We start from the raw sequence: 24246 nt of genomic DNA, 5'->3' as shown, positions 1-24246 counted from the left end.
CGTCAGGCAGCACCAGATCGAGATGAGCGACGACCTCCGGGATGGGCTGATGCCGGTACATAGCCAACGCAATGACCAGCCAGACGACCTGTTCGGCCGGCAATCTACGCCGGCGCACGCTGGCTTTGCCGGTCACTGCAAGCGCGTGGGCGATCCATGCGGGGTCAATTTGCTGAGAAAGTGCAGAGAAATCAGGGTGTTTATGAGCCTTGCTTACCATCTTGACCAACGTGAGGGAGTCAACCTGGCCGGAGTATGAGCAAGATTCGCACCATGAAAAATGCCGTTCACTTGCTTAAGTGAACGGCATTACGGCAATTGCCGGCTTTTTTCTTGTATAGCGTCTCAGTTGAGACTGTTGCGGGTCATCTCGTCGAGATCGTCCTCTTCGGCGGCGACCCGATACTGCTCGGTCGCCCACTGGCCCAGATCGATCAACTTGCAGCGCTCGCTGCAGAATGGCCGGAAGCGATTTTCCGGTGTCCAGTCGACCAGCGTCTTGCAGGTCGGGCACGCCACTTGGCGAGGGGTGGAGCTACTCATCATCAAAACTTGCAATAGGTCAGTTCAAACTCGATATCGTCCTCGCTCTGGCGCGCGCGCGCCTCGCCGGTTCCGGCGCAGACAAAGCGGATATTGAGCATGTACTTGTTGGCCGACAGCTCCGGTAGCACGTTCAGCGTCTCATCGAAGCCGACGCGCACCAGTTGCACGATCTTCCCACCCGACATCTGCTGGAAGGCACCATTGCGCGCCAGGTAATGATGAGTCTTACCGCTGTCGCGCAGCAGCTTGAGCAGGATGGTACTGGCCTGAGCGGTCGGCATCAGCGGCCCGGACCAGCGCAGCAAGTCCTCACGGCGCTCCTCGGCCGGTTTCTGCTGCCACAGGAAATAGGACGGCAGGTCGAACTGGCAAGTGCCGCCGGGAATGCCGGCACGCTGCTTGATCGCCATCAGCCATTCGTTTTCGCGCAGATGCTGGCCAAATTTGCCGGTCAAGCCGAGCAGGCCGGCCGACGACTGTTCGATGTCGTCGAGCACCGATTCGAGCGTGCCCTCATCGATCGCCGGGTTGCTGCGCAATTGCTCCAGCACCTGCTTTTGCCGCTCCAGTTCCTGCAGCAGATCGGTCTTCAGATCGGCACGCGAAGCGGTTTCCATCAGTTCAAACAATACCAGCAAGGCGGCATGGTGCTCGAACGGCTCGTCGCGTTCGGTGAAAAAAGCCAGCCGCTGATAAAGCTGCTCTAGGCGAAGCAGCGCGCGTGTACGTTCGGTGACGGGAAACTCGAAGCAGATCACAACGGCGACGATCCTTTTGATGAATAGCTACCTTACGCCGAATCGGCAACAAGGTTGGCAAGATAATAGCGGTGTTTCGCGTCGACTTGAAGCGTTAACGCAGCCAAACCGTCATTATTGTCGATCACATCGTCAGCTCGGGCCAAGCGCTCGGCGCGCGGCAGCTGCGCGGCCATAATGGCCGACACCGTCGCCTCGTCCAGGCCGTTACGCTGCATGACCCGATGCCGCTGCACTTCCTCACTGCAATCGACCACCAACACCCGTGCCAGTAGCGCATCGTAGTGACCGGTCTCGAACAAGAGCGGCACGACCAGCAGCGCATATGGACCTTCGGCCAGGCAAAGCTGCCGCTCGCTCTCGGCGCGAATCAGCGGATGAAGGATGGCCTCCAAGCGCACCCGCGCGCCCGGGTCGGAAAACACGATTCCGCGCATCGCCTCCCGATCGAGCGCTCTGTCCTTCCGCACCACTGTACTGCCAAACTCGGCCTCAATCGCGGCCATCGCTCCGCCGTTCGGCCCGGTCAGCTGATGCGAGATCCGGTCGGTATCGACCACCGTCACCCCGCGCTCGGCGAACAGCTCCGCCACCGTGCTCTTGCCCGACCCGATGCCCCCAGTCAGCCCTACTACTTTATTAACCATGCAGATACCACGTCATGATCCGATCTCCCCACAAAAACGCGATCCAGCCTGCCGCGGCCAAGTAGGGACCGAACGGCAGCGCCTGGTTGCGTCCTGCCCGGTGCACCATGATCAGGGCAATGCCGATCAGCGCACCAACCAGCGACGACAGCAGAATCACCAGCGGGAGGGCCTGCCAGCCTAGCCAAGCGCCCAGCGCGGCCAATAGCTTGAAGTCGCCGTACCCCATCCCTTCCTTCCCGGTTGCGAGACGGAATGCCCAGTACACCAGCCACAGAGCCAGATAGCCGAACACCGCGCCGAGCACCGCATCGGCAAGTGGCACAAGACCGGTCACCAGATTGAACAGCAAGCCCGCCCACAGTAGCGGCAACGTCAGACAGTCCGGCAAGAGTTGGGTATCGGCATCGATAAAGGCCAGAGCGATCAGCGCTGCCGTCAACAGTATTGCACCGGCAAGCTCACTACCCGGCCCGAGCTGCCAGGCCATCAGCGCGAACACAAGACCGGTCGCCAGCTCAACCAACGGGTAACGTCGACTGATCGGCATCTCGCAGGCTGCGCAGCGGCCACGCAACAGCACGAAGCTGATCAACGGCAGATTCTGCCACGGCTTGACCGGCTGCAAGCAGGCTGGGCAGTGGGATGGCGGCATCAGCAGATCGTAACGGGTCCCCTCTTGAACCGAGCCCCCCGTCAGTCGCGCACAATCCTGCTCCCAGCCGCGCTGCAGCATGATCGGCAGGCGGTGGATCACCACATTCAGAAAACTACCGATCAGCAACCCGAACAATAATGCCACCGCGACCAGCCAGACCAGGTTGGCCGAAAGAAAATCATACAGCGTCCGCATCAACCGACCACCTGCCCCATTTTGAATATCGGCAGGTACATCGCGAGGATAAACCCTCCGATTAGTACCCCGAGCACCACCATGATCGCCGGTTCCAACAGGCTCGACAATGAGGCAACCGCGTTATCGACCTCGTCCTCGTAGAAATCCGCAGCCTTCCCGAGCATCGCGTCGAGCGAGCCGGACTCCTCCCCGGTCGACGCCATTTGCAGCGCCATATTCGGAAACAAGCCACTGCGACGCATCGCCTGGTACAGGCTCGAACCGCTGCTGATATCCGCCTGGATCTGCCGAGTCGCCACCTCGTAGACCCTATTGCCGGCCGCACCGCCGACAGAATCGAGCGCTTCGAGCAGCGGCACTCCTGCCGTGATCAAGGTAGCCAGCGTTCGAGCCCATCTCACCATTATCGCTTTGAGCACGATGCCGCCCAGTACTGGAAGGCGCAACAGCATGCGGTCGAAGCGCTCGACAAGCCTCGGAGAGCGCCGGAACATGAACCAAAGCCCCGCCCCGACCGCCAACACGATGACCACGATGCCCCATCCCCAGCGAACACACAGATCGGACAGGCTGATCAACATCAATGTCGGCAACGGCAGATCGGCCCCGAAGCTTGCGAACAGCGCCTTGAAGGCCGGAACCACCACTCCCATCATCACGGCCGTGATAACGAACGACACCACAACAATCGTACTCGGATAAATCAGCGCCGCACGGGTCTTGGCCTTGAGCGCCAGCGTCTTTTCCTTGTAGCTGGCAAGCTTGCTGAGCAGAACGTCGAGCACCCCGCCAGCCTCTCCGGCCGCCACCAGGCTGCAGAACAACCGGTCGAAATAGTGCGGCCGTTTCCGAAACGCTTCGGTCAATGATACCCCGCTCTCCAAATCGGCACGCACCTCGAGCAGCATTCTTGACGCGGCGGGATTGCCCTGCGCCCTGGCAGAAAGTTCAAACGCCTGAAGCAACGGCAAGCCAGCCTTAAGCATCGTCGCCAACTGACGCGTGAACAACACAATGTCTTTCTCGGTGATCCGTCGCTCGAAGCTGCTGCGCCGGCGCCTCACACTGACAATCTGGACTCCTTGCCGACGAAGCAGCACTTTCGCCACCGTATCGGAACCGGCACGAATCTCGCCACGCACCGGCCTATCTAAGGGGTCCCGGCCTTCCCATTCCCAGAGCGGACTGTATTGACGCAATTTTCGAAGAAAACGCACCATAACGGTTAGTCGGCGGTCACGGCATCGATTTCGGCCAGCGAGGTCACGCCACGCCTTACCTTCAACAGGCCGGCCCGACGCAAATCGAGCATGCCCTCGGCGCGGGCCAAGTCGGCAAGATGGAGTTCGCTGCCATTCTGCATGATCAGCCGCTTGATCGACTCAGTAACCGGCAGAACCTCATAGACCCCGATCCGACCGAGATAGCCACTGCCCTGACACTCGTCGCAGCCAACCGGGCCATACGGCCGCCAGCTGCCATCGAGCTCGGTGTCATCGAAGCCGGCATCCAAGAGCGCCTTCCGCGGCATCTCCAATGGCTGCTTACACTGACAAAGCCGTCGCGCCAGACGCTGGGCCATGATCAGCAACACCGAACCCGCCACATTGAACGGTGCCACCCCCATGTTCATCAGCCGGGCCAACGTCGCCGGGGCATTATTCGTATGGACCGTCGAGAACACCCGATGGCCAGTCTGCGCCGCTTTGATCGCTATGTCTGCCGTCTCGGCGTCGCGGATTTCGCCGACCATCAGGATGTCCGGATCCTGCCGCAGGAAGGCACGCAGTGCCGTCGCAAAGGTCAGACCAACCTTCTCGTTGATGTTGACCTGATTGGTACCCGGCAGATTGATCTCGACCGGGTCCTCGGCCGTCGCGATATTGACGTCGGCCTGATTGAGAATATTGAGAAAGGAATAGAGCGACACCGTCTTGCCCGACCCGGTCGGTCCGGTGACCAACACCATGCCGTACGGTTTGGCGATCGCATTCAATACCAGCTGCAACTGCCCAGGCTCGAAGCCGAGTTGATCTATCCCTAGTGATACGGCCGACTGGTCAAGGATACGCAGCACGATCTTTTCGCCAAACAAGGTCGGCAGTGTGCTGACCCTGAAATCTACGGCACGGTGCTTAGACAGCATCAGTTTCAGCCGGCCATCCTGCGGCACTCGCTTCTCGGCAATATCGAGCCGGGAGATGACCTTCAGGCGTGATGCGATCCGGTCCTTCAGGCTCAGCGGTGGTTGGGCGATCTCCCGGAGCCGGCCATCGACGCGGCAGCGTATCCGGTAATATTTCTCGTACGGCTCGAAATGGATGTCCGATGCACCGCTATTGATTGCGTCGAGCAGCACTTTGTTGATGAACTTCACCACCGGCGCATCGTCGACCTCGGGCCTCCCGGGAAGCACATCAGCCGGCTCCGAAGCGTCAAACTGAAAATCTTCCGGCACCTCCCCGCCTCGCGCTGGCGAACCAGAACGAGCCTCGGCGTTCGAGACTGCAAAGAAGCGCGCCAGCTTGTCGTCCTCCACGATAACAATGTCTAGCGCCAAGCCCGTTGCAAACGTAATGGCATGGAAGTCTCCGACCTGGGTCGGATCGGACGTCGCAACCGTCAGTCGATTGCCGCGCTGGAACAAGGGCAGCAGGCGCTTGCTGTGCATCAGCTCGCCGTCTATCAGCCCCTTGGGCTGTTGCTCGGGATCGAATGACGAGAGATCGCACAAGGGGTAACCGAAGGCCTCGGCGGCAAATCTCGCCACCTCGAGAGCGCGCATCTTCCCACTCTGCACCAACTGCTCGACGAAACCGATCCCGGCGCTGGCCGCCTGCTGCTGGATGAGCAAGGCATCGGGCGGGCTGAGCCGCTGGTGCCGCACCAATGCCCGTGCCAAGCCGGCAAGTTCCAACATAACGTCCATGGCGGGTTCCTCTGCGTTCAACGACTTGGGGGTATGGCTCCAGCGAGGATTATATGCAAAACGGCAATTTTCAACCCAATAAAATGACATTTAAATTTTTAGCCTGATTTACCCCACAGCGACGTTGTGCAAAAAACAAAAAAGGCTGCCGAAGCAGCCCTTTTGGGAGGTTCAATCTGTCAGGACAGATTAGAACTTGTGTTGCAGACCAACGGCAACAGTGTTCTCTTTGTCGGTGCCATTCGCGAAATTGAGAACGTTGCCGATGCCGGAGTCATACTTCTTCTGACCGTAGGAGATGTAGCTATTGGTGCGCTTCGACAGAGCGTAGTTCACACCCAGAACCCACTGCTTGTAGCCGGTGTCGTTCAGCTTGGTGCCATTGGTCTTAACGTCACCGCCCCAGGCGAACGAAGCCATCGGGGTGAAGGCGCCGATGGTGTAGCCGACGGTCAGCGCAGCTTCGTCTTGCTTCACGTCACCATTCGCGTCACCACCGTTAATCCGAGCGTTGACGTTTGCCAGATCTTGGGCAACGTTAGCAGTACCTACACCTTGAATAGCGAAGGTAGCGTTGGAGCCGTAAGTCTTGGTCTGTTGGTAAGCGGCAGCCACCAGCAGGTTGTTGGCGTTGTAGCCAGCTTCAGCACGCCAGTAGTAGGCGGTCTGGTTCAGGTTGGCACCGGCGTCACGCTCGGCGGCGTAGCCGAGGTCACCGTAGAAGCCGGAGTTCTCGTAGCCCAGACCGAAGGCGTACTGGCCTTGGTCAGAGCGGCTGCCATCAGCACGAAGGGTACGAGTCTCGTCGAAGCCGTACATAGCCGAAATCTTCAGGCCCGGAACGAATTGCGGAGCATCGTAGCGGATCGCGTTTTTCAGACGGGTGTCGTTGTAGGTCAGGGTGCCCAGACCGTTCACGCCAGCGCCGTAGATCCACGGGTCAACCTTCTCCATGTCGGAGTTCAGGTAGGTGCTGATGTGACCCAGTTTCACGGTACCGAAGTTGCTGCTCAGGCCCACGAAGGTGTCGCGGGTAGCCCAGGTGCCGCCGTAGAAGTTACCCGAACCGTTGCCGGAGGTGCCGTCGACGTTCAGGCCTTGCTCGACTTGCCAGATAGCCTTCAGACCATTGCCCAGATCTTCGTTGCCCTTGAAGCCGATGTAGGAACCGGTGTCGTCGATCTTGCTGACGGTTTTCAGGGCCGGGCTGAAGGTTGCGCCGTTTACCGGATTCTGGCCTTGCTGGTTGTAGTTCAGGGCCTTGCCGTTTTCGACGTCGGCTTCGATGTCGCCGTACAGGGTCACGTCGGCCATGGCTGCAGCCGGCAGGGTGGCCAGCAGCAGAGCGATCAGCTTCTTGTTCATCGCTTCATTCCTTATCAAGTCAGTCATAACTAGCCCGATCCTGCCTTGCGGCCTGAAGGGCCGGGCATTGGTTCACCGCTGTGTATTCCAGCGATTTCTGCGACGACTATAAATCGGCCGTTGTGAAAATACAAAACAGTAGCCCGTCAAAAAACGCCATGCGCATCGCAATCGTAAGAAAAAAACCACAAACCCCTGAATTTTCAGTCCTTCCGGATCGCGCAAGCCATGTTGCTCAAGTACAACAAAAATGGCACACCAGCCAAAAGTGTTGCAAAAAATGGACAGCCGCTTCCCCTGAATCGCAATAGTGCGACTGGTCAAAGACTGGCCAAGCGCCGAGAATCCGACAAACCGCATCTTAATCAGCCCACCCTATGCCCATCCGTCATCTAGTGTGGTTTCGCCGCGACTTGCGCGACTTCGATCAGGCCGCCCTGTTTCATGCGCTCGGCGAATCCGCCTCGGTCTACACCGTGTTCGTCTTCGATACCACCATTCTTGCCGGCTTGCCGCGTGCCGACCGGCGGGTCGAGTTCATCTGGCACTGCGTCGCGGAACTCAAACGGGCCCTGCGGGCCTCGGGGGGCGAGCTGCTGGTTCGGCACGGCGACCCGGTCGAGCTGATCCCGCGACTGGCCCAAGAGCTCGGCATCACGGCGGTCTACTGCAACCGCGACTACGAGCCCCTGGCCTTGCGGCGGGACGCACTGGTGGCCGATCGCCTGGCAGGGCTCGGCATCGACTTTCGGCAGTACAAGGACCAGGTGATCTTCGAACGCGACGACATCCTGACTGCCGCACACCACCCCTATACGGTATTCACACCTTATAAGAATACTTGGCTGAAACGGCTTGGCCAGGCCGATCTGGACAGTTACCCGGTGCGGGAGCGGCTGGCGCGGCTGGCTCCTTGCCCAGACGAGCCGATGCCCTCGCTGGCGGCGCTCGGCTTCGAAGCCACCGACTTGGGCGCCTTGAACGTGGTCCCAGGCATGGACGGCGGCATGGCGTTGCTTGAAGCGTTTGGCCAGCGTATCGACCGTTATAAGACGTTGCGCGACTTTCCGGCGAAGAAGGGCGTGTCCTATCTGTCGGTACATCTGCGCTTTGGCACGGTGTCGATCAGGGAGTTGGCCCGCTTTGCCTGGAACCACGGCGGCGAGGGGGCGATGTGCTGGCTGAATGAACTGATCTGGCGTGAGTTCTATCAGCAGTTGCTGTGGCATTTTCCGCAGGTCGCCAGCGAGAGCTTCAAGCCGGCCTACCGTGACCTGGTTTTTCCGAATGATGAGGAGTGGTTTGCTGCCTGGTGCGAGGGGCGCACCGGTTATCCGCTGGTAGACGCGGCGATGCGCCAGCTCAATGGCAGTGGCTATATGCACAACCGGCTGCGCATGGTGACGGCAAGCTTCCTGGTGAAAGACCTGCTGATCGACTGGCGTTGGGGGGAACACTACTTCGCCGAGAAACTGCTCGACTACGATCTGGCTTCGAATAACGGCGGCTGGCAGTGGGCGGCGTCGACCGGCTGCGATGCCCAGCCCTACTTCCGCATCTTCAACCCGGTCACCCAGTCGGAGAAGTTCGACCCGGAGGGGCGCTTTATCCGTCGCTATGTGCCGGAACTGGCCGCGCTCGACAACAAGGCGATCCATGCGCCGTGGTTGGCAAATTCGCTGCCGGTGGGTTTTCGCCTCGGCCGCGATTACCCGGCCCCATTGGTCGATCACGCGGCACAGCGCGAGGCCGCACTGGCCCTCTACCAGCGCGCAAGCTGACCGCTCCATCAAGCAAAACGCCCTGCGATCGCAGGGCGTTGGCGTGGGCTCAGCGCTTCTGACTTACTGGGTTTTCTTGGTCGGATCGACCAGCGGCTTCTTGCTGGTAGCGGTGTCCTTGCCGGTCGGCTTGGCGGCGGCCTTGCCGGCTGGAGTCGGCACGGTGGTTTTGCCCGTAACGGCGACGTCCTTGCGCAGCTTCTCCAGCGTCTTGTCGCCAATTCCCTTTACATTTTTCAGATCGTCCACGCTCTTGAACGGGCCGTTCTTGGTACGGTAGTCGATGATGGCCTGGGCCTTGGATGGCCCGATGCCGCTGAGCGACTCCAGTTCCTGCAAATTGGCGGTATTGATGTTGACCGCGGCAAATGCGGCCGAGGCAAAGAGAAACAGTCCGACGAACAGCGCAAGCAATTTCTTCATGTGAGCGACCCCCGTTTCAAGTGACAGCACGGCGAAACCACTATGACACGCAACTAAGCTCGTTGCAAAATCAATTCGAGGACCACTTTGCTGCCGACGTAGGCCAGCATCAACGCGACAAAACCGGTCAGCGTCCAGCGGATCGCCAGCTTGCCGCGCCAGCCGTGACGGCTGCGGCCGTACAGCAAGGTGCCGAACAGCAGCCAGGAAATCAGCCCGAACAGCGTCTTATGGGTAAAGGTAGCCGGCTTGCCGAACAACTGCTCGGAAAACAGCACGCCGCTGACCAGCGTAAGCGACAAGAGCACGAAACCCCAGCCGATCACACGGAACATTAACTTCTCCAGCGTCAACAGCGGCGGCAAGGTCTTCACCAGCGGGGTCCAGCGCTTGCGGTGCAGCGCTCGCTCCAAAGCCAGCATCAGCACCGCCAACAGTGCGCTGATCGCAAACAGGCTGTAAGCCAGCATCGAGACGAACAGGTGCAGCATGAAGGCCGGGTTGGTCAGTGCATAGCCAGGATGCGAGCCGGGCAACAGCAGCGCCAGCGCCAGCGTGACCAGCGCCAGCGGCATCAGGAACAACTGCAGGCCTTCCAATCTATAGAAGAAGCTGCCCGTCCAGTAGATGACCAGCATCAGCCACGCCACCAGCGCCACCGCGTGACCGACGCCGAGCGCGACCAGTTGGCCGTGCACCAGCGGCACCAGCACGCAAAACGCCTGCACCGTTAACAGGATGCCTAGCAGCGAATGCTCCATCCGAGGATCGCGCGGCCAGGATGGCGCACCACGCCAGTGGCTGAAGAAGTGCCAAGAGAAGGCCCCGTAGGCAACAATGAGAAGCAGCGAGAGGGCCAGAAGCAATGAGGTCATCAGCAAGCAGATGGCCGGTAGGGCTAAAGCCCGGCGGCTCGTGTAAAATAGCAAGTTTGAAGTCTACACCAAGCAGACTCGCCATAGGCAGAGTGAAGGATCCCGTCCCATGCTAGACAACCTGACTTCGCGCCTGTCGGGCGTGATCAAGACGCTGCGCGGCAACGCGCGGTTGAGCGAATCGAATATCCAGGATGCGATGCGCGAAGTGCGCATGGCGCTGCTCGAGGCCGACGTGGCGCTGCCTGTGGTCAAGAGCTTCATCGCCCAGATCAAGGAGCGCGCGCTCGGCCAGGAAGTGATGGGCAGCCTGACCCCGGGCCAGGCGCTGGTCGGCGTGGTCAACGAAGAGCTGGTCAAGCTGATGGGCGAGAAGAACGACGCCCTCAACCTGGCCGCGGTGCCGCCGGCGATCGTGCTGATGGCCGGCCTGCAGGGTGCCGGTAAGACCACCACGGTCGGCAAGCTCGCCAAGCTGCTGAAGGAAACCCAGAAGAAGAAGATTCTGGTGGTGTCGGCCGACGTATACCGCCCGGCGGCGATCGAACAGTTGAAGACGCTGGCCAGCCAGGTCGGCGTCGAGTGGTTCCCGTCCGATAGCAGCCAGAAGCCGGTCGACATCGCCCGTGCCGCGCTCGACCACGCCAAGCGCCACTTCTTCGATGTGCTGATGGTCGACACCGCCGGCCGCCTGGCGATTGACGAGGCGATGATGGCTGAGATCAAGGCGCTGCACGCCGCGCTCAACCCGGTGGAAACGCTGTTCGTGGTCGACGCGATGCAGGGCCAGGACGCGGTGAACACCGCGCAGGCGTTCAACGAGGCGCTGCCGCTGACCGGTGTGATCCTGACCAAGATGGACGGCGACGCGCGCGGCGGTGCCGCACTGTCGGTGCGACAGGTGACCGGCAAGCCGATCAAGTTCATCGGTGTCGGCGAGAAACTGGCCGGTCTGGAACCGTTCTACCCGGACCGGATCGCCAGCCGCATCCTCGGCATGGGTGACGTGCTCTCCCTGATCGAGGAAGTGCAGAAGGGCATCGACCAGGACGAAGCGGCCAAGATGGCCAAGAAGCTCAAGAGCGGCAAGGGCTTCGACCTGGAAGACTTCAAGGCACAGATCCAGCAGATGCAGAAGATGGGCGGCATGGCCAATCTGATGGAAAAGCTGCCGGGCCAGATCGGCCAGATGGCCAAGGGCATTCAGGGTGCCGAGGCCGACAAAGCCACCCGCCGCATCGAGGGCATCATCAACTCGATGACGATGGAAGAGCGCCGCAAACCGGAACTGTTGAAGGCCAGCCGCAAGCGCCGCATCGCCGCCGGTGCCGGCGTGACGGTACAGGAGGTCAACCGCCTGCTCAACCAGTTCGAGCAGACCCAGAAGATGATGAAGCAGTTCTCGTCCAAGGGCGGGATGATGAAGCTGATGCGCGGCATGAAGGGCATGATGCCGGGCATGTAAGGTTGGCCGAACGGGCGGGGAATCTCCGCCCGTTTTTCTTGATGGCAAGGGATCGACATGCATGACGACGTGGTGGTACTGACCGACTCCCGCTGGGTGACGCTCGATGAGCAGGACTGGTACAGCCGCCAGGTACACCATGAGGACGGCCTGGTCGTTGACGCGCTGCGCCGCTGCGGCCTCACGGTGAGCCGGCGAGCCTGGGACGACGCCTCGGTCGACTGGCACGATGCCGGCGCGCTGTTGTTTCGTACCACCTGGGACTATTTCGACCGCTTCGGCGAATTTTCGCCGTGGCTCGACCAAGTCAGTTCCGAGACCACGCTCTATAACGAAGCGGGGCTGTTACGCTGGAACATCGACAAGCATTACCTTGCCGATCTGCGCGAAGCGCGCATCAACATCGTGCCGACCTGCTACCTGGAAATCAACGAGCCGCGCACGCTGGTGCAAGCGGTGTCCGACACCGGCTGGGACGAGCTGATCTTGAAGCCGGCGGTGTCCGGTTCGGCGCGCCACACCTATCGCTTCGCCGCCTCCGATGCGGCGCGGTACGAATGCGTGTACGCCGAGCTGATCCAGCAAGAAGCACTGATGTTGCAACCCTTTCAGCACCAGATTGTCGATCACGGTGAGCTGTCGCTGATGGTGATTGACGGCCAGGTCACCCACGCGATCCGCAAGACCGCCAAGACCGGCGACTTCCGTGTGCAGGACGACCATGGCGGCACCGTACATCGCTACGCAGCCAGCGCCGAGGAGATCACCTTCGCCGAGGCTGCAGTGGCGGCGGTGCCGTTCGACGTGCTGTATGCGCGCGTCGACGTGATCCGCGACAACGATGGTCGGCTAGCGATCATGGAGCTGGAGATGATCGAACCCGAACTGTTTTTCCGCTTCAACCCCGCCGCCGCCGACCGGCTGGCAGCCGGATTGCAGCGGCGAATGAACGAGCGCTAAAGGTCAGCCTTTCGGCCAACCTTGAACGATTTTGACGCAACACGCCGGCCCCGATGCCGGCCATATGGAAGCCCTTAGCATGCTGAACACGCTAACCGCCCTCTCTCCGCTCGACGGTCGCTACGCGGCCGCGGTCGAACCGCTGCGCGCGCTCTTCTCCGAGCACGGCCTGATGAAGTTCCGCATCAAGGTGGAACTGGAATGGCTGAAGATGCTGGCCGCCGAGCCGAGCATCGAGGAAGTCAAGCCGTTCTCCGCTGCCACCATCAGCGAGATCGACGACGTGATTGCCAACTTCGACGTCGAGCACGCCGAAGCGGTGAAAGCGATCGAATCGCGCACCAACCACGACGTGAAGGCAATCGAGTACTGGTTGAAGGAACGCCTGTCCGACAACCCGGAAGTGATGGCCGCCAGCGAGTTCATCCACTTCGCCTGCACCTCCGAGGACATCAACAACCTCAGCCACGCGCTGATGCTGAAGACCGCACGCAACACCGTGGTGCTGCCGGCGCTGGACGAGCTGATCGGCAAGTTCACCGAGCTGGCGCACGCGCTGGCCGACCTGCCGATGATGAGCCGCACCCACGGCCAACCGGCCACCCCGACCACGCTCGGCAAGGAAATGGCCAACATCGCCTACCGCCTGAAGCGTCAGCGCGAACAGCTGGTGCGCCAGGAGATCCTCGGCAAGATCAACGGCGCGGTCGGCAACTACAACGCCCACCTGTCCGCCTACCCGGAAGTGGACTGGGAAAGCCTGTGTGGCCGCTTCGTCACCGGCCTCGGCATCACCTTCAACCCGTACACCATCCAGATCGAGCCACACGACTACATGGCCGAGCTGTACCAGACCCTGTCGCGCGTCAACACCATCCTGATCGACGCCAACCGCGACATCTGGGGTTACATCTCGCTGGGCTACTTCAAGCAGAAGGTCAAGGCCGGTGAAGTGGGCAGCTCGACCATGCCGCACAAGGTCAACCCGATCGACTTCGAGAACTCGGAAGGCAACCTGGGCCTGGCCAACGCCATCCTCGGCCACCTGGCCGAGAAGCTGCCGCTGTCGCGCATGCAGCGCGACCTGACCGACTCGACCGTGCTGCGCAATATGGGCGTCGGCTTCGGCTACACCCTGCTGGGCTTCAAGTCCTGCCTGCGCGGGCTGAACAAGCTCGAAGCCAACCCGGCTGCGCTGGCCGCCGACCTGGACGCCACCTGGGAACTGCTGGCCGAGCCGATCCAGACTGTGATGCGCCGCTACGCGATCGCCAATCCGTACGAGCAGCTCAAGGAGCTGACCCGCGGTAAGGACGGCATCACCCGCGACACGCTGTCCGCCTTCATCAAGGGCCTGGCAATTCCGGACCATGAGAAGACCCGCCTGCTCGAACTGTCGCCGGCCAGCTATGTCGGCAAGGCTGCCGAACTGGCACGCCGCATCTGAGCGCTTTCGCCTCAAACGACAACGCCACCGTTTCGACGGTGGCGTTTTTTATCGCTTGGACTCAGGCACAGCGCAGCGCCAGTTGACGGGGATCGTCGACAAAGGGGTTAGCCGACCCCTGCCACCGCGCAATCTCACGGTTGCGCGCCCTTTCCCAGTCGTCGACCGGGTAGGCGCCCGCCCAGTGGCAAAGCTCCTGGTGCTCGGCCGCCGACAGCGGCCAGTCGTAGCGCTCGTGCATATAGAAGCGAATCCGCGCCAGCCGGCCGCGTACTGGCGCCGGTAACGAGTCGGCCTTCAGTTCGGCACCGCTGCGCACCGGCACCAGGTTGACCAGGTCACCCTCGGCCATCTGGAATACCGCATCGCCGCGCTCGCAGGCGGCCAAGCCCCCCTGCTGCCAGCAGTACCGTGCACGGCCAAACTCGGCAGGGTCGACCAGCGGTTGCCAGCCGACCTGCTCCACCGCCACCCCAGCCAGTGTGGTTTTTTCACCACCGAAGTGGACGGTCAACAGCCGGCGTGCCTCGTCGAGACGACGGTGACCCACCGTCTGCACACCGGACACCAGCGCCACCGTCACGACCGGTTCTTCGGCACTGGAGCCATCAAGAGGGGTCGCATCGTCCGGCAGCAAAGCCTGCTGCGAGTCCGCCGGTATCGACGACTCTGAGCCCTTGCCGGCGGGGCGCGAGGTCATGCCGATACAGCCGAGCAACAGCACCGACACCAGTAGTACACGGCCGATGGGAACGTGAAACGACGGGGCACTGAGTTGCATAGCGAGGACTCCTGATCGACTGGGTAACGAAACCATTATGGCGCTTTTGATTTAAAGGTACAATAATCTAATTGCTGTCACCCAAACGTCACACCGCGGTTACAGCAACGCGCACTGCGCGAAATCTCGCGGCCAGGATGGCCAGCGCCCAGCAAGGGAACTTGGCCGTGGCACCATAACGACAGGAGGATAAGCGATGAGCAAGGATGGACGCGGCGGACGTCGCGAAGGGGCGGGCCGCCCCACCGGCACCGGCCGCTTCGGCGACGAACCGCTGGTAAAAATGGCACTGCCGGCACGGCTACGTCAGGAAGTGATCGATTTCGCCGTGGCACGGCTGGCCAAGCACCACGAAACCAGCCCGCTCGTTGACCGGTTACCCACCCCCGAGCATGTGTTGCGCGCGCCATTGCAGCCGAGCCATCGGGCGGTACCGCTCTACCTGCAGGGGGTGCGTGCAGGCTTTCCCACCCCGGCGGCCGACGAGGTCGACCAGGAGCTGGACCTGAACCAGTACCTGCTGGAAGGCGACGGCGAGACCACCTTCATGGTGCGGGTGGAGGGAGATTCGATGATCGAGGCCGGTCTGTTCGACGACGACCTGCTGGTGGTGAACCGCCGTCAGCGCCCGCAGCATGGCGACATCGTGGTTGCGCTGCTCGACGGCACCGAGTTCACCTGCAAGCGCCTCTACAGCAAGGATGGCCGTATCGCGCTATTGCCGGAAAACCCCGCCTACCCGCCGATCGAGATCCGCGGCGAGCGCGAGATGAAGATCTGGGGCGTGGTGACCGGCATGGTGCGCAAACTGGGCCGCAAGTGATGACCCGCTTCGCCCTGGTCGACGCGAACTCGTTCTACGTCAGCTGCGAGCGGGTGTTCCGCCCCGACCTGAATGGCCGGCCGGTGGTGGTGTTGTCGAACAACGACGGCTGCGTGGTATCGCGTAGCCGCGAGGCCAAGGCGCTCGGCATCCCGATGGGCGTGCCGTTCCACGAGGTGCGCGGACTATGCAAGCACTTCGGCGTGGCGGTGTTCTCGTCCAACTACGCGCTGTACGGCGACATGAGCCGGCGCATGATGCGGCTACTCACCGAGCTGGCACCGCGTCAGGAAATCTACTCGATCGACGAATGCTTCCTCGACCTCGTCGACGAGCCGGACCCGGTGTCACTAGGCCGCGAGATTCGCCGCCGCCTGTACCACTGGCTGAGCCTGCCCGCCTGCGTCGGCATCGGCCCGAGCAAGACCCTGGCCAAACTCGCCAACCATCTGGCCAAGTGCGACCCGGTCCACGGCGGCGTGCTCGACTGGACCACCCTGCCGCCCTCTCTGGCCGACCGGCTGCTCGCCGACCTGCCGGTCAGTGAGGTGTGGGGAGTTGGCCGCCGCTTGGCCGACAAACTGGCCGGCTACGGTATCACCAACGTTGCCCAATTGCGCAACGCCCGTCCCGACTGGCTGCGCCACCAGTTCGGCATCACTCTGGAGCGCACCCGCGCCGAACTGAACGGTGTCAGCTGCCTACCGCTCGATGCGGTTTCTGCACCGCGTCAGCAGTTGATCGTCAGCCGCTCGTTCGGCCACCCCTTGCAGGAATTCGACCCGATCTCGGCCGCGCTCGGCCACCATGTCGGCCAAGCCGCCGAGAAGTTACGAGCGCAGGGCTCGATATGTGCACTGGTCGGCGTCAGCCTGCGCGTCGGCGCCCAGGCCCCATTGCGTCCCGCACATAGTTGGGCGTGCGTGCCGCTCGAGCAGCCCAGTGACGATACCCTGCTACTGAACCGTGCCGCGCAGCAAGCGCTGCGTCAGCTGTACCGACGCGGCTACCGCTATCACAAGACCGGGGTGGTGCTGCTGGAACTGAGCCCGCGCCAGGGCCGCCAAGGCGAGCTGTTCGCCCCCGACGACGCGCCGCAGCGGCGGCGGCTGATGGCCACGCTTGACGCAATCAGCCGCCGCTGGGGTTGCGACAGCATCGGTCTTGGCCGTGCAGCACTGCCGAGCGATCAGTGGCGCATGCGCTGCGAACAGCGCTCGCCCCGCTACACCACCCACTGGCGGGAACTGCCACGGGTGTCGTAAAGGCCACAGCGGTCACCATGGCTTGGTCTACGACAAGTGAATGGCAGAGCGGCATCGCTACAATCAGCTATTTTTTTGCCCAAAAAACAACAAAGGGCAAGACACCTCCGGCGACCGCTCGCTTGCTACCGATCCATTCTCCGCGGCCCGGGTCTCTCCACGTTCGAAAAAGGACGATCCGTTCATGCTGCACTGGTTCCGCCCGGCCCGCTCACGACCCCGCTCCACCCAGGAGATCAGTGCCACCATCCACACCATCCAGCGCGACATCCACAGCGCCGTCGACGCCATCGAGCTGGGCCAGCGCCGCGCAATCAGCCCTATCGAGCATCCTGCTCAACATCGAGGCGGTCAGCAGGCTGGTTGGCAACATCTCCGAGGCAGTCGGCCACCAGGCCGAGGCGTCGGCGCAGATCACCACCGAGCTGAACGCGCTGCTAGAACTGCACTGAGCGCGCGCCAATGCAAAAACGGTCGATTCTTGCGAATCGACCGTTTTCTATTGGTTGCGGGGGCAGGATTTGAACCTACGACCTTCGGGTTATGAGCCCGACGAGCTACCAGACTGCTCCACCCCGCGACTGTACTGTTTGGACTGCCTTGCTACCGAATCGTGCCGCTGTCGCGAGCCACACGTTCTTGTTTGGTTGCGGGGGCAGGATTTGAACCTACGACCTTCGGGTTATGAGCCCGACGAGCTACCAGACTGCTCCACCCCGCGTCTGAGGGAACGAAATATAACCGAGCAATTACGGTTCGTCAAGACTTAATGAAAATTGGTGATAACTGACCGGCGAAGGCAGCAGCCCGACCGGCACCGCTGCCCCCTTCATTTCGTCAGAGCGACCAGTCCACCCAGCCCATATTCCAGGTCAGCAGGATGAGCAGACCAAAACCGATCCGGTACCAGGCAAACGACACATAGTTGCGGCCCGACACGAAGCGCAGCAGGCTGCGCACCGCGATCAGGCCGCTAACGAAAGCCGCGACAAAACCGATCACGATCAGCGGGATGTCGGCAGCAGTGAACAGCGCATAGTACTTGAAGATGTCATAGAAGGTCGCGGCGAACATCATCGGTACCGCCAGGAAGAACGAGAACTCGGTCGCCACCTGCCGACTCAGGCCGAAGGCCATACCCCCCATGATGGTCGAGCCGGAGCGCGACGTGCCCGGCATCAGCGCCAGTACCTGTGCCAAACCAACTGCCAGCGCATCGCGCCAGCCCATCGCGTCGACCGAGGTGACGCATGGTGCCACCCGTTTCTGGTGATTCTCGACCAGCAGGATCACCAGGCCGCCAATCACCAGCGCCGCAGCCACGCTAATGGCATTGAAGAAATGCCCCTTGATCGTCTTGATGAACAGCATGCCGACGATCGCCGCCGGCAAGAAGGCGATTGCCAGATTCAGCACGAAGCGATTGGCCGAGGTATCTCGCCCCAGGCCACACGCCACCTTGAGGAATCGTGCCCGGTATTCGAACAGCACCGCCAGCACTGCGCCGAGCTGGATCACCACCTCGAACACCTTGCCGTTGCTATGAAAGTCGATCAGATCGCCGACCACGATCAGGTGACCGGTACTGGAAATCGGCAGAAACTCGGTGATGCCCTCGACGATACCCAACAGCAGCGCCTTGGCGTGCAGCAACATGTCCACGAACAGACCTCGACAATCGAATGACAAAAAATAACGGCAGCATTTAATGCTGCCGTTAGCCAATGACATCGATCTTACACGAGTCTTATTTCTTCAGCTCCGTGCGCGCCTTGGCAACCAGTTCGTTCACCACCTCGACCAGACGTTGCGGTTCGGCCGGCTGCGTGGCGTACTTGCCCGCCACCACAATGGTCGGCGTGCCCTCGATCGCGTAGTCGCGGGTCATCTTGGTCTGGCGCGACACCTGTGCATTCACACCGAACGACTGATACGCCTGCATAAACTTGGCCACGTCGATACCTGGTTGCTGCTTGAGCCAGCCGCTCAGCACGTCAGGTTTGGAGAGGTCAATGCGCTGCTTCATCACCGCCTCGAAGATCGGACGATGCAACTTGGCGGTGGTGCCGGTCGCGGTCTCGGTGGCGACCAAGCGGGCGAAGCCCTCCATCGGCTTGCCCCACACTACCTGCACGCGGTTGAATGCCACGTCAGCCGGCAGTTTTTCAAGGTACGGGTTCAGCACCGGCTCCAGGTTGTAGCAGTGAATGCAAGTGTATGAGAAGAATTCGAGCACCTCGACCTTCTTCGGGTCTGCCACCGGCTGCGGCTTGGCCAACAATACATAGTCCTTGCCCTGCACGATCGCCGCATTCGCCACACCGGCGACCAGCATCAGTCCAATCAGCAGCCACTTCTTCATTCTTGTCATTCCTTGATGGGTGAAGTCTCAATTACTCGGATTTGACCGGCGACGCGTCGATACCGCTCTGCTTGAGCTGGCTGCGCATCCGGTCCGCTTCGGCGGAGCTACCGAACGGGCCGACCCGCACACGATGCACCAGGCCCTTGTCTGGGACATTGACCGACTGGATCTTCGCTTCGATGCCGAGCAGCGCAAGCTTCGCCTTCAGGTTGTCCGCCTCGTTCTCATGCTGGAAGGCCCCCAGCTGGAGATAGGTCTTTTTGGCTGGCGCCGACGCGGAAGGTTCCGAGGACTTATTCTGTTTGGCGTTGTTCGGCACGGCGTCGACCTGTCCAGGCAGGATCTTGTAGAAGTCGAAATCCGGGCTGCTGTCGTCATTCTTGGCCTGCGCCGGCGGCTGGACAGGCTTGGCGGCGCGCTCGTGCGACGGCTTGGCGGCGGGAGCCGGGGCTGGCTCGGGCGCCGGAGTCGGCAGCGGCGTCACCGTTTCGGCCGGCGGCAGCGTGGCCGGGGCTGGCGTCGGCTCCTGCTTCGCCTGAGGGGCGACGGCCGGCTGGTCGGTGATGCGCGTCCCCGGTTCCAGCACTTCCGGCTTGGCCGTCGCCGTGCTGGCGTCGCCCTTGCGGTCGAACTTCTCCATATTGGAGAACGGTGTGGACGACTTGTTCAGGTACATCGCCAGCCCTACGGCGGCACCGATGCCCACGATCAGGCCGATCAGCACGCCGGCCATCATGCCGCCACCGCCGCCGCCCTTGCTGGAAGCCCCACGGGAACGTGTGGAACGAGTGTTCTTATAATCGCGATTGCTCATCAGAAATAACGCTTTAACGCCCTCGGCAGGCCGGGTCGGCCCGCCCTCAAGTCAACAGAATCTTGTTTATCAGGAATCACAGTCCTGCATCGCACGCCGGAACGGCACCGCCTGCATCACATGCTCACGTTGTACGGACGGACTATCTTCCATATCGGCCACGGTACGGGAAACCCGCAATAAACGATGATAACTGCGCGCCGACAAGCCGAGCTTCTCGGCGATCTGTACCAGCATCTCGCGCGCCTGGGCTTCGATTGCCGCCACCTCGTCAAGTTCGCGGCCGGACAACAGATAATTGGCCTTACCCTGCCGCGCCAGCTGGCGCTCACGCGCCGCCAGCACCCGCGCCCTCACCCGTTCGCTGCTTTCGCCGGCCACACCAGCATCGAGCTCGCTGGGGCTCAGGCTCGGCACTTCGATAGTCAGGTCGATACGGTCGAGCAAGGGACCAGAGATTTTACCGCGATAGCGCTGGATCTGCTCGAACGAGCAACGACAGCGCTTGGCCGGATGGCCATGATAGCCGCAGGGGCAAGGATTCATTGCCGCGACCAGCTGAAAACGCGCTGGAAACACTGCTTGGCGGCTGGCTCGCGAGATATGAATCTCGCCGCTTTCCAGCGGCTCACGCAGCACTTCCAGCACCTTGCGGTCGAACTCGGGCAGCTCGTCGAGAAACAACACGCCATGATGCGCCAAGCTGATCTCGCCCGGTCGCGGGTCGGAACCGCCGCCCACCAGGGCCACCGCCGACGCCGAATGATGCGGAGAGCGAAACGGTCGCACCGCCAGGGTGTCGGCATTGACGCCACCATGCGACAGTGAACGGATCGCCGCACTCTCCAGCGCCTCGTGTTCGGCCAACGGTGGCAGGATACCCGGCAGTCGCGCCGCCAGCATCGACTTGCCAGTGCCAGGGGGCCCGACCAGCAGCAGGCTGTGACCGCCGGCCGCGGCGAGTTCCAACGCAAGACGTGCGGTGCCCTGGCCCTTCACGTCGGCCAGATCCGGATACTTCAGTTCGGCCCCGCCCTCGCCGCGCTGCTGCACCGGCAGGCTCACAAGGCCGTTCAAATGGGCGCACACCGCAGCCAGGCTGTCTGCTGGGTGGACGGTGGCCTCGCTAACCCAAGCTGCCTCGGTCGCGCTGTCGGGCGGCAAGATGAACGCCCGGCCGGCCTGCTTGGCCTGCCAAACCATCGCCAGCGCTCCTCGTACCGGACGTAACGCTCCGGTCAGGCCCAACTCACCGGCCAACTCGTAATGCGCCAACCGGCTGGCGTCGATCTGCCCGGATGCGGCAAGCACGCCGATCGCGATCGGAAGATCGAAGCGGCCGGACTCTTTCGGCAGGTCGGCCGGTGCCAGGTTGACGGTGACCTTCTTGGCCGGGAACTCGAAACCGGACGTCAGGATCGCCGCCCGTACCCGGTCGCGACTCTCCTTCACCTCGGTATCCGGCAAGCCGACGATATTGAACGCCGGCAGACCATTGGCAAGATGCACCTCTACCAGCACTGGCGGGGCGTCGAGGCCGGCCAGCGCTCGGCTATGGACAACCGATAACGACATACCGTGCTCAGGAATGGCCTTGGGCGGCCTGGGTGGCCTCGAGCTCGTCGGCCTTTTCCGGGAACACCTGGGCTTCCAATTGGGCCAAACGCGCCTCCAGCGCTTCGAGTTTCTCGCGGGTCCGCACCAGCACTTCCTGCTGTACGTCGAATTCCTCGCGGGTGACTAGGTCCATCCGGGAGAAGGTGGAAGCCATCATCGCCTTGACGTTCTTTTCCAGGTCTTTGGCAGGGCTGGCTGCGATCGTCTCGCTGATCTTGGCGCTAATTTCATCGAACAGTTTCTGGCTGAGCATCGGCTCTCTCCTTGCCTATGTCATTAGATGACTCATTGAGTGTAACAAAAAAGCCGCCCGCCTCGTGCGCTCGGCCCTGTCCTATTTTGACACGGGTGGAAATGCTGCGCATGCACCAGTCTGGTGCCATCACTTCCTCTGCATGCCTGCATTCAGGGCAGTGCAATAGCCTGCCCCCGGTTTTTGCCCTGCTTAAGCGCATTTATTGCACTGCATCGTAGCTGGCACGGTTATCGCTAGGAGAGTGGTGGAAACACCGAATTCTTAGCTCAATAAGGAGCCGCCATGAAACTGGTTACCGCTGTTATCAAGCCATTCAAGCTGGACGAAGTACGCGAGGCCTTGTCGGCCATCGGCATCCAGGGCATCACCGTCACCGAGGTCAAAGGCTTCGGTCGGCAAAAGGGCCATACCGAGCTGTATCGCGGCGCGGAATACGTGGTCGACTTCCTGCCCAAGATCAAGCTCGACATCGCGATCGAAGACAACCTGCTCGACCAGGTGCTGGAGACCATCGAAAACGCGGGCCGTACCGGCAAGATCGGCGACGGCAAGATCTTCGTGGTCGATCTGGAACAAGTGATCCGCATCCGCACCGGCGAGACCGGCGCGAGCGCGGTGTAAGCACACGATAAAAGACGGGGACTCATCATGAAAAAATCGCTCGCCTTGCTCCCGCTGCTGCTCGCCGCAGCCGTTCCGGCCCTTGCCGACACCCCCACCATGCCGATGCTGGTCGAGGCCAAGACCATCAGCGCCGGCGACACCGCCTGGATGCTGACCTCGACCGCGCTGGTGCTGTTCATGACCATCCCGGGCCTGGCGCTGTTCTACGGCGGCATGGTGCGCAAGAAGAACGTGTTGGCCACGCTGATGCAAAGCTTCGCCATCTGCGCACTGGTGACCGTTCTGTGGACTGTGCTCGGCTACAGTCTGGCCTTCATCGGCGGCAACGCTTATCTCGGTGGCTTCGGCCGGGCGATGATGGACGGTCTGACCTACCTGAAGGATGCCAACAAGCTGACCGTGCACCCGCTGGCCACCACCATTCCCGAGTCGGTGTTCATGATGTTCCAGATGACCTTCGCGATCATCACTCCGGCGCTGATCGCCGGCGCGTTCGCCGAGCGGATGAAGTTCTCGGCGATGGTAGCGTTCATGGCGCTGTGGTCGCTGGTGGTGTATGTGCCGGTAGCGCACTGGGTATGGGCACCGAACGGCTGGATGGCCGGCAAGGGCGTGCTCGACTTCGCCGGCGGTACCGTGGTGCACATCAATGCCGGTGTGGCCGGTCTGGTCTGCGCGCTGATGCTGGGCAAGCGCACCGGCTACGGTCGTGAAGTGATGGCACCGCACAACCTGGTGCTGACCATCATCGGCGCGTCGATGCTGTGGGTGGGCTGGTTCGGCTTCAACGCTGGCTCTGCCGCCGCCGCCGACGGCCGTGCCGGCATGGCCATGCTGACCACCCAGGTTGCCACCGGTATCGCCGCACTGGGCTGGATGTTTGCTGAATGGCTGAGCAAGGGCAAACCGTCGGTGCTGGGCATTGCCTCCGGCGCAGTAGCTGGCCTGGTAGCGATCACCCCGGCGGCCGGTTTCGTCGACGCCAAGGGTGCCCTGGTGATCGGTCTGGTGGCCGGCGTGGTGTGCTTCTGGAGCGCTACCAGCCTGAAGCATGCGCTGAAGTATGACGACTCGCTGGATGCATTCGGCGTGCACGGCGTAGGTGGGATCATCGGCGCGCTCTTGACCGGTGTGTTCGCAGTGAAAGATATCGGCGGTGCAGATGGCAGCCTGGTTATTCAGGCAATGGGCGTGGCCGTCACCCTAGTCTACTCCGGGGTCGTCACCGCCGTACTGTTGAAAGTGATCGACTTGGTCATCGGCCTGCGTGTCAACGAAGAAGAAGAACGCGAAGGCCTGGACGTGGTACTGCACGGCGAGCGAGTGGAATAAGCGCGCCGCGCATAACGAAGTTGTGGGGCTGTCTTCTCGGGGCACTTTGGTGCCCCGCTTTTTATTCCAGTGCCAGCCGGCGTGATCGAACATCAGCGAGCACAAAAAACGCGCCATCACGGTAATGCCGTTCACTTAAGCAAGTGAACGGCATTTTTCATGGTGCGAATCTTGCTCATACTCCGGCCAAGTTGACTCCCTCACGTTGGTCAAGATGGTAAGCAAGGCTCATAAACACCCTGATTTCTCTGCACTTTCTCAGCAAATTGACCCCGCATGGATCGCCCACGCGCTTGCAGTGACCGGCAAAGCCAGCG

At 61.7% G+C, this 24246-nt stretch carries 25 protein-coding genes and 2 tRNA genes; 9 read left to right on the top strand and 18 right to left on the bottom strand.

From position 1 onward, the window contains the following. The 8 genes from QU481_RS20880 to QU481_RS20845 form a co-directional block, all read right to left on the bottom strand. A partial coding sequence (locus QU481_RS20880; RefSeq protein WP_289831945.1) for a transposase domain-containing protein occupies positions 1–220 on the bottom strand: 220 nt, incomplete at its 3' end. Between the two features lie 125 nt (positions 221–345). Further along, the gene (yacG, locus tag QU481_RS20875; RefSeq protein WP_289831944.1) at positions 346–546 is read right to left on the bottom strand and encodes a DNA gyrase inhibitor YacG; all 201 of its coding nucleotides are present in this window, start codon (positions 544–546) and stop codon (positions 346–348) included. Next, the gene (gene zapD, locus QU481_RS20870; RefSeq protein ID WP_289831943.1) at positions 546–1304 is read right to left on the bottom strand and encodes a cell division protein ZapD; all 759 of its coding nucleotides are present in this window, start codon (positions 1302–1304) and stop codon (positions 546–548) included. The genes yacG and zapD overlap by 1 nt, the downstream gene beginning before the upstream one ends. Positions 1305–1336: 32 nt before the next feature. Then, the gene (coaE, locus tag QU481_RS20865; protein ID WP_289831941.1) at positions 1337–1951 is read right to left on the bottom strand and encodes a dephospho-CoA kinase; all 615 of its coding nucleotides are present in this window, start codon (positions 1949–1951) and stop codon (positions 1337–1339) included. Next, positions 1944–2804 (bottom strand): prepilin peptidase, encoded by an 861-nt coding sequence (locus tag QU481_RS20860; protein ID WP_289831940.1) that lies wholly within the window; start codon positions 2802–2804, stop codon positions 1944–1946. The genes coaE and QU481_RS20860 overlap by 8 nt, the downstream gene beginning before the upstream one ends. Beyond that, the gene (locus QU481_RS20855) at positions 2804–4027 is read right to left on the bottom strand and encodes a type II secretion system F family protein (RefSeq protein ID WP_289831938.1); all 1224 of its coding nucleotides are present in this window, start codon (positions 4025–4027) and stop codon (positions 2804–2806) included. Before QU481_RS20855 ends, QU481_RS20860 begins: the two co-directional genes overlap by 1 nt. A 5-nt stretch (positions 4028–4032) precedes the next feature. Beyond that, on the bottom strand, positions 4033–5736 hold the full coding sequence (pilB, locus tag QU481_RS20850; RefSeq protein WP_289831936.1) for a type IV-A pilus assembly ATPase PilB: 1704 nt from the start codon (positions 5734–5736) through the stop codon (positions 4033–4035). Positions 5737–5925: 189 nt separating this feature from the next. Beyond that, on the bottom strand, positions 5926–7101 hold the full coding sequence (locus QU481_RS20845; protein WP_289831935.1) for a porin: 1176 nt from the start codon (positions 7099–7101) through the stop codon (positions 5926–5928). A gap of 377 nt (positions 7102–7478) precedes the next feature. Between QU481_RS20845 and QU481_RS20840 the strand changes: the two genes are divergently transcribed. Then, positions 7479–8882, top strand: coding sequence for a cryptochrome/photolyase family protein (locus QU481_RS20840; protein WP_289831934.1), 1404 nt, complete (start codon positions 7479–7481; stop codon positions 8880–8882). Positions 8883–8945: 63 nt separating this feature from the next. Here the strand turns inward: QU481_RS20840 and QU481_RS20835 are convergent, their stop codons facing one another. Both QU481_RS20835 and QU481_RS20830 read right to left on the bottom strand, forming a co-directional pair. Further along, positions 8946–9305: a ComEA family DNA-binding protein gene (locus tag QU481_RS20835; RefSeq protein ID WP_289831932.1), complete on the bottom strand. Its 360-nt coding sequence runs from the start codon at positions 9303–9305 to the stop codon at positions 8946–8948. 53 nt (positions 9306–9358) lie between these two features. Then, positions 9359–10180, bottom strand: coding sequence for a cytochrome C assembly family protein (locus tag QU481_RS20830; RefSeq protein WP_289831931.1), 822 nt, complete (start codon positions 10178–10180; stop codon positions 9359–9361). Positions 10181–10289: 109 nt separating this feature from the next. Here QU481_RS20830 and ffh point away from each other — a divergent pair, with 109 nt between their 5' ends. The 3 genes from ffh to purB all read left to right on the top strand — a co-directional run bounded on the left by ffh (position 10290) and on the right by purB (position 14052). Next, the gene (gene ffh, locus QU481_RS20825; protein ID WP_289831930.1) at positions 10290–11645 is read left to right on the top strand and encodes a signal recognition particle protein; all 1356 of its coding nucleotides are present in this window, start codon (positions 10290–10292) and stop codon (positions 11643–11645) included. Between the two features lie 57 nt (positions 11646–11702). Next, positions 11703–12605, top strand: coding sequence for an ATP-grasp domain-containing protein (locus QU481_RS20820; RefSeq protein ID WP_289831929.1), 903 nt, complete (start codon positions 11703–11705; stop codon positions 12603–12605). Positions 12606–12684: 79 nt separating this feature from the next. Next, positions 12685–14052, top strand: coding sequence for an adenylosuccinate lyase (gene purB, locus QU481_RS20815; protein WP_289831927.1), 1368 nt, complete (start codon positions 12685–12687; stop codon positions 14050–14052). A 61-nt stretch (positions 14053–14113) separates the two neighbouring features. Here purB and QU481_RS20810 read toward each other — a convergent pair whose 3' ends face one another. Further along, entirely contained in the window at positions 14114–14833 is a 720-nt protein-coding gene (locus QU481_RS20810) for an endonuclease (RefSeq protein ID WP_289831926.1), read from the bottom strand. A gap of 196 nt (positions 14834–15029) precedes the next feature. Between QU481_RS20810 and QU481_RS20805 the strand changes: the two genes are divergently transcribed. The 3 genes from QU481_RS20805 (at position 15030) to QU481_RS20795 (ending at position 17373) form a co-directional block, all read left to right on the top strand. Further along, positions 15030–15656: a LexA family protein gene (locus tag QU481_RS20805; protein ID WP_289831924.1), complete on the top strand. Its 627-nt coding sequence runs from the start codon at positions 15030–15032 to the stop codon at positions 15654–15656. Further along, positions 15656–16921, top strand: a complete 1266-nt coding sequence (locus QU481_RS20800) for a Y-family DNA polymerase (protein ID WP_289831922.1) — start codon at positions 15656–15658, stop codon at positions 16919–16921. The genes QU481_RS20805 and QU481_RS20800 overlap by 1 nt, the downstream gene beginning before the upstream one ends. Positions 16922–17160: 239 nt before the next feature. Further along, on the top strand, positions 17161–17373 hold the full coding sequence (locus QU481_RS20795; protein ID WP_289831921.1) for a hypothetical protein: 213 nt from the start codon (positions 17161–17163) through the stop codon (positions 17371–17373). A gap of 51 nt (positions 17374–17424) precedes the next feature. On the opposite strand, the gene QU481_RS20790 is transcribed toward QU481_RS20795, so the two are convergent. The 7 genes from QU481_RS20790 to QU481_RS20760 all read right to left on the bottom strand — a co-directional run bounded on the left by QU481_RS20790 (position 17425) and on the right by QU481_RS20760 (position 21970). Beyond that, positions 17425–17501 (bottom strand) — tRNA-Met (locus QU481_RS20790). Positions 17502–17565: 64 nt separating this feature from the next. Next, a tRNA-Met gene (locus QU481_RS20785) sits at positions 17566–17642 on the bottom strand. Positions 17643–17758: 116 nt separating this feature from the next. Next, positions 17759–18583, bottom strand: coding sequence for an undecaprenyl-diphosphate phosphatase (locus tag QU481_RS20780; protein WP_289831919.1), 825 nt, complete (start codon positions 18581–18583; stop codon positions 17759–17761). Between the two features lie 85 nt (positions 18584–18668). Then, complete coding sequence (locus QU481_RS20775; protein ID WP_289831918.1) at positions 18669–19283, bottom strand: thiol:disulfide interchange protein DsbA/DsbL; 615 nt, start codon at positions 19281–19283, stop codon at positions 18669–18671. A 31-nt stretch (positions 19284–19314) separates the two neighbouring features. Then, positions 19315–20100 carry an SPOR domain-containing protein gene (locus tag QU481_RS20770; RefSeq protein WP_289831917.1) on the bottom strand — a complete coding sequence of 262 codons (786 nt, stop codon included), beginning with the start codon at positions 20098–20100 and terminating at the stop codon, positions 19315–19317. Positions 20101–20169: 69 nt separating this feature from the next. Beyond that, a complete protein-coding gene (locus QU481_RS20765; protein WP_289831916.1) occupies positions 20170–21675 on the bottom strand; it encodes a YifB family Mg chelatase-like AAA ATPase in 1506 nt (501 codons plus the stop codon). A gap of 7 nt (positions 21676–21682) precedes the next feature. Then, positions 21683–21970 carry an accessory factor UbiK family protein gene (locus QU481_RS20760; RefSeq protein WP_289831915.1) on the bottom strand — a complete coding sequence of 96 codons (288 nt, stop codon included), beginning with the start codon at positions 21968–21970 and terminating at the stop codon, positions 21683–21685. Between the two features lie 285 nt (positions 21971–22255). Here QU481_RS20760 and glnK point away from each other — a divergent pair, with 285 nt between their 5' ends. Both glnK and QU481_RS20750 read left to right on the top strand, forming a co-directional pair. After that, positions 22256–22594 (top strand): P-II family nitrogen regulator, encoded by a 339-nt coding sequence (gene glnK / locus QU481_RS20755; RefSeq protein WP_289831914.1) that lies wholly within the window; start codon positions 22256–22258, stop codon positions 22592–22594. A 27-nt stretch (positions 22595–22621) separates the two neighbouring features. After that, a complete protein-coding gene (locus QU481_RS20750; RefSeq protein WP_289831913.1) occupies positions 22622–23929 on the top strand; it encodes an ammonium transporter in 1308 nt (435 codons plus the stop codon). The last annotated feature ends 317 nt before the right edge of the window (positions 23930–24246 follow it).

Source organism: Crenobacter oryzisoli, from assembly GCF_030385785.1.
GTDB classification, from domain to species: Bacteria; Pseudomonadota; Gammaproteobacteria; order Burkholderiales; family Chromobacteriaceae; genus Crenobacter_A; species Crenobacter_A oryzisoli.
This window is presented reverse-complemented; position numbering and strand designations above follow the sequence as displayed.

What these genes read in the sequence shown, in the direction of transcription:
- yacG (WP_289831944.1), bottom strand. Translation starts at nt 546, where the DNA reads ATGATGAGTAGCTCCACCCCTCGCCAAGTGGCGTGCCCGACCTGCAAG.
- coaE (WP_289831941.1), bottom strand. Translation starts at nt 1,951, where the DNA reads ATGGTTAATAAAGTAGTAGGGCTGACTGGGGGCATCGGGTCGGGCAAG.
- QU481_RS20860 (WP_289831940.1), bottom strand. Translation starts at nt 2,804, where the DNA reads ATGCGGACGCTGTATGATTTTCTTTCGGCCAACCTGGTCTGGCTGGTC.
- QU481_RS20855 (WP_289831938.1), bottom strand. Translation starts at nt 4,027, where the DNA reads ATGGTGCGTTTTCTTCGAAAATTGCGTCAATACAGTCCGCTCTGGGAA.
- pilB (WP_289831936.1), bottom strand. Translation starts at nt 5,736, where the DNA reads ATGGACGTTATGTTGGAACTTGCCGGCTTGGCACGGGCATTGGTGCGG.
- QU481_RS20845 (WP_289831935.1), bottom strand. Translation starts at nt 7,101, where the DNA reads ATGAACAAGAAGCTGATCGCTCTGCTGCTGGCCACCCTGCCGGCTGCA.
- QU481_RS20840 (WP_289831934.1), top strand. Translation starts at nt 7,479, where the DNA reads ATGCCCATCCGTCATCTAGTGTGGTTTCGCCGCGACTTGCGCGACTTC.
- QU481_RS20835 (WP_289831932.1), bottom strand. Translation starts at nt 9,305, where the DNA reads ATGAAGAAATTGCTTGCGCTGTTCGTCGGACTGTTTCTCTTTGCCTCG.
- QU481_RS20830 (WP_289831931.1), bottom strand. Translation starts at nt 10,180, where the DNA reads ATGACCTCATTGCTTCTGGCCCTCTCGCTGCTTCTCATTGTTGCCTAC.
- ffh (WP_289831930.1), top strand. Translation starts at nt 10,290, where the DNA reads ATGCTAGACAACCTGACTTCGCGCCTGTCGGGCGTGATCAAGACGCTG.
- QU481_RS20820 (WP_289831929.1), top strand. Translation starts at nt 11,703, where the DNA reads ATGCATGACGACGTGGTGGTACTGACCGACTCCCGCTGGGTGACGCTC.
- purB (WP_289831927.1), top strand. Translation starts at nt 12,685, where the DNA reads ATGCTGAACACGCTAACCGCCCTCTCTCCGCTCGACGGTCGCTACGCG.
- QU481_RS20810 (WP_289831926.1), bottom strand. Translation starts at nt 14,833, where the DNA reads ATGCAACTCAGTGCCCCGTCGTTTCACGTTCCCATCGGCCGTGTACTA.
- QU481_RS20805 (WP_289831924.1), top strand. Translation starts at nt 15,030, where the DNA reads ATGAGCAAGGATGGACGCGGCGGACGTCGCGAAGGGGCGGGCCGCCCC.
- QU481_RS20800 (WP_289831922.1), top strand. Translation starts at nt 15,656, where the DNA reads ATGACCCGCTTCGCCCTGGTCGACGCGAACTCGTTCTACGTCAGCTGC.
- QU481_RS20775 (WP_289831918.1), bottom strand. Translation starts at nt 19,283, where the DNA reads ATGAAGAAGTGGCTGCTGATTGGACTGATGCTGGTCGCCGGTGTGGCG.
- QU481_RS20770 (WP_289831917.1), bottom strand. Translation starts at nt 20,100, where the DNA reads ATGAGCAATCGCGATTATAAGAACACTCGTTCCACACGTTCCCGTGGG.
- QU481_RS20765 (WP_289831916.1), bottom strand. Translation starts at nt 21,675, where the DNA reads ATGTCGTTATCGGTTGTCCATAGCCGAGCGCTGGCCGGCCTCGACGCC.
- QU481_RS20760 (WP_289831915.1), bottom strand. Translation starts at nt 21,970, where the DNA reads ATGCTCAGCCAGAAACTGTTCGATGAAATTAGCGCCAAGATCAGCGAG.
- glnK (WP_289831914.1), top strand. Translation starts at nt 22,256, where the DNA reads ATGAAACTGGTTACCGCTGTTATCAAGCCATTCAAGCTGGACGAAGTA.
- QU481_RS20750 (WP_289831913.1), top strand. Translation starts at nt 22,622, where the DNA reads ATGAAAAAATCGCTCGCCTTGCTCCCGCTGCTGCTCGCCGCAGCCGTT.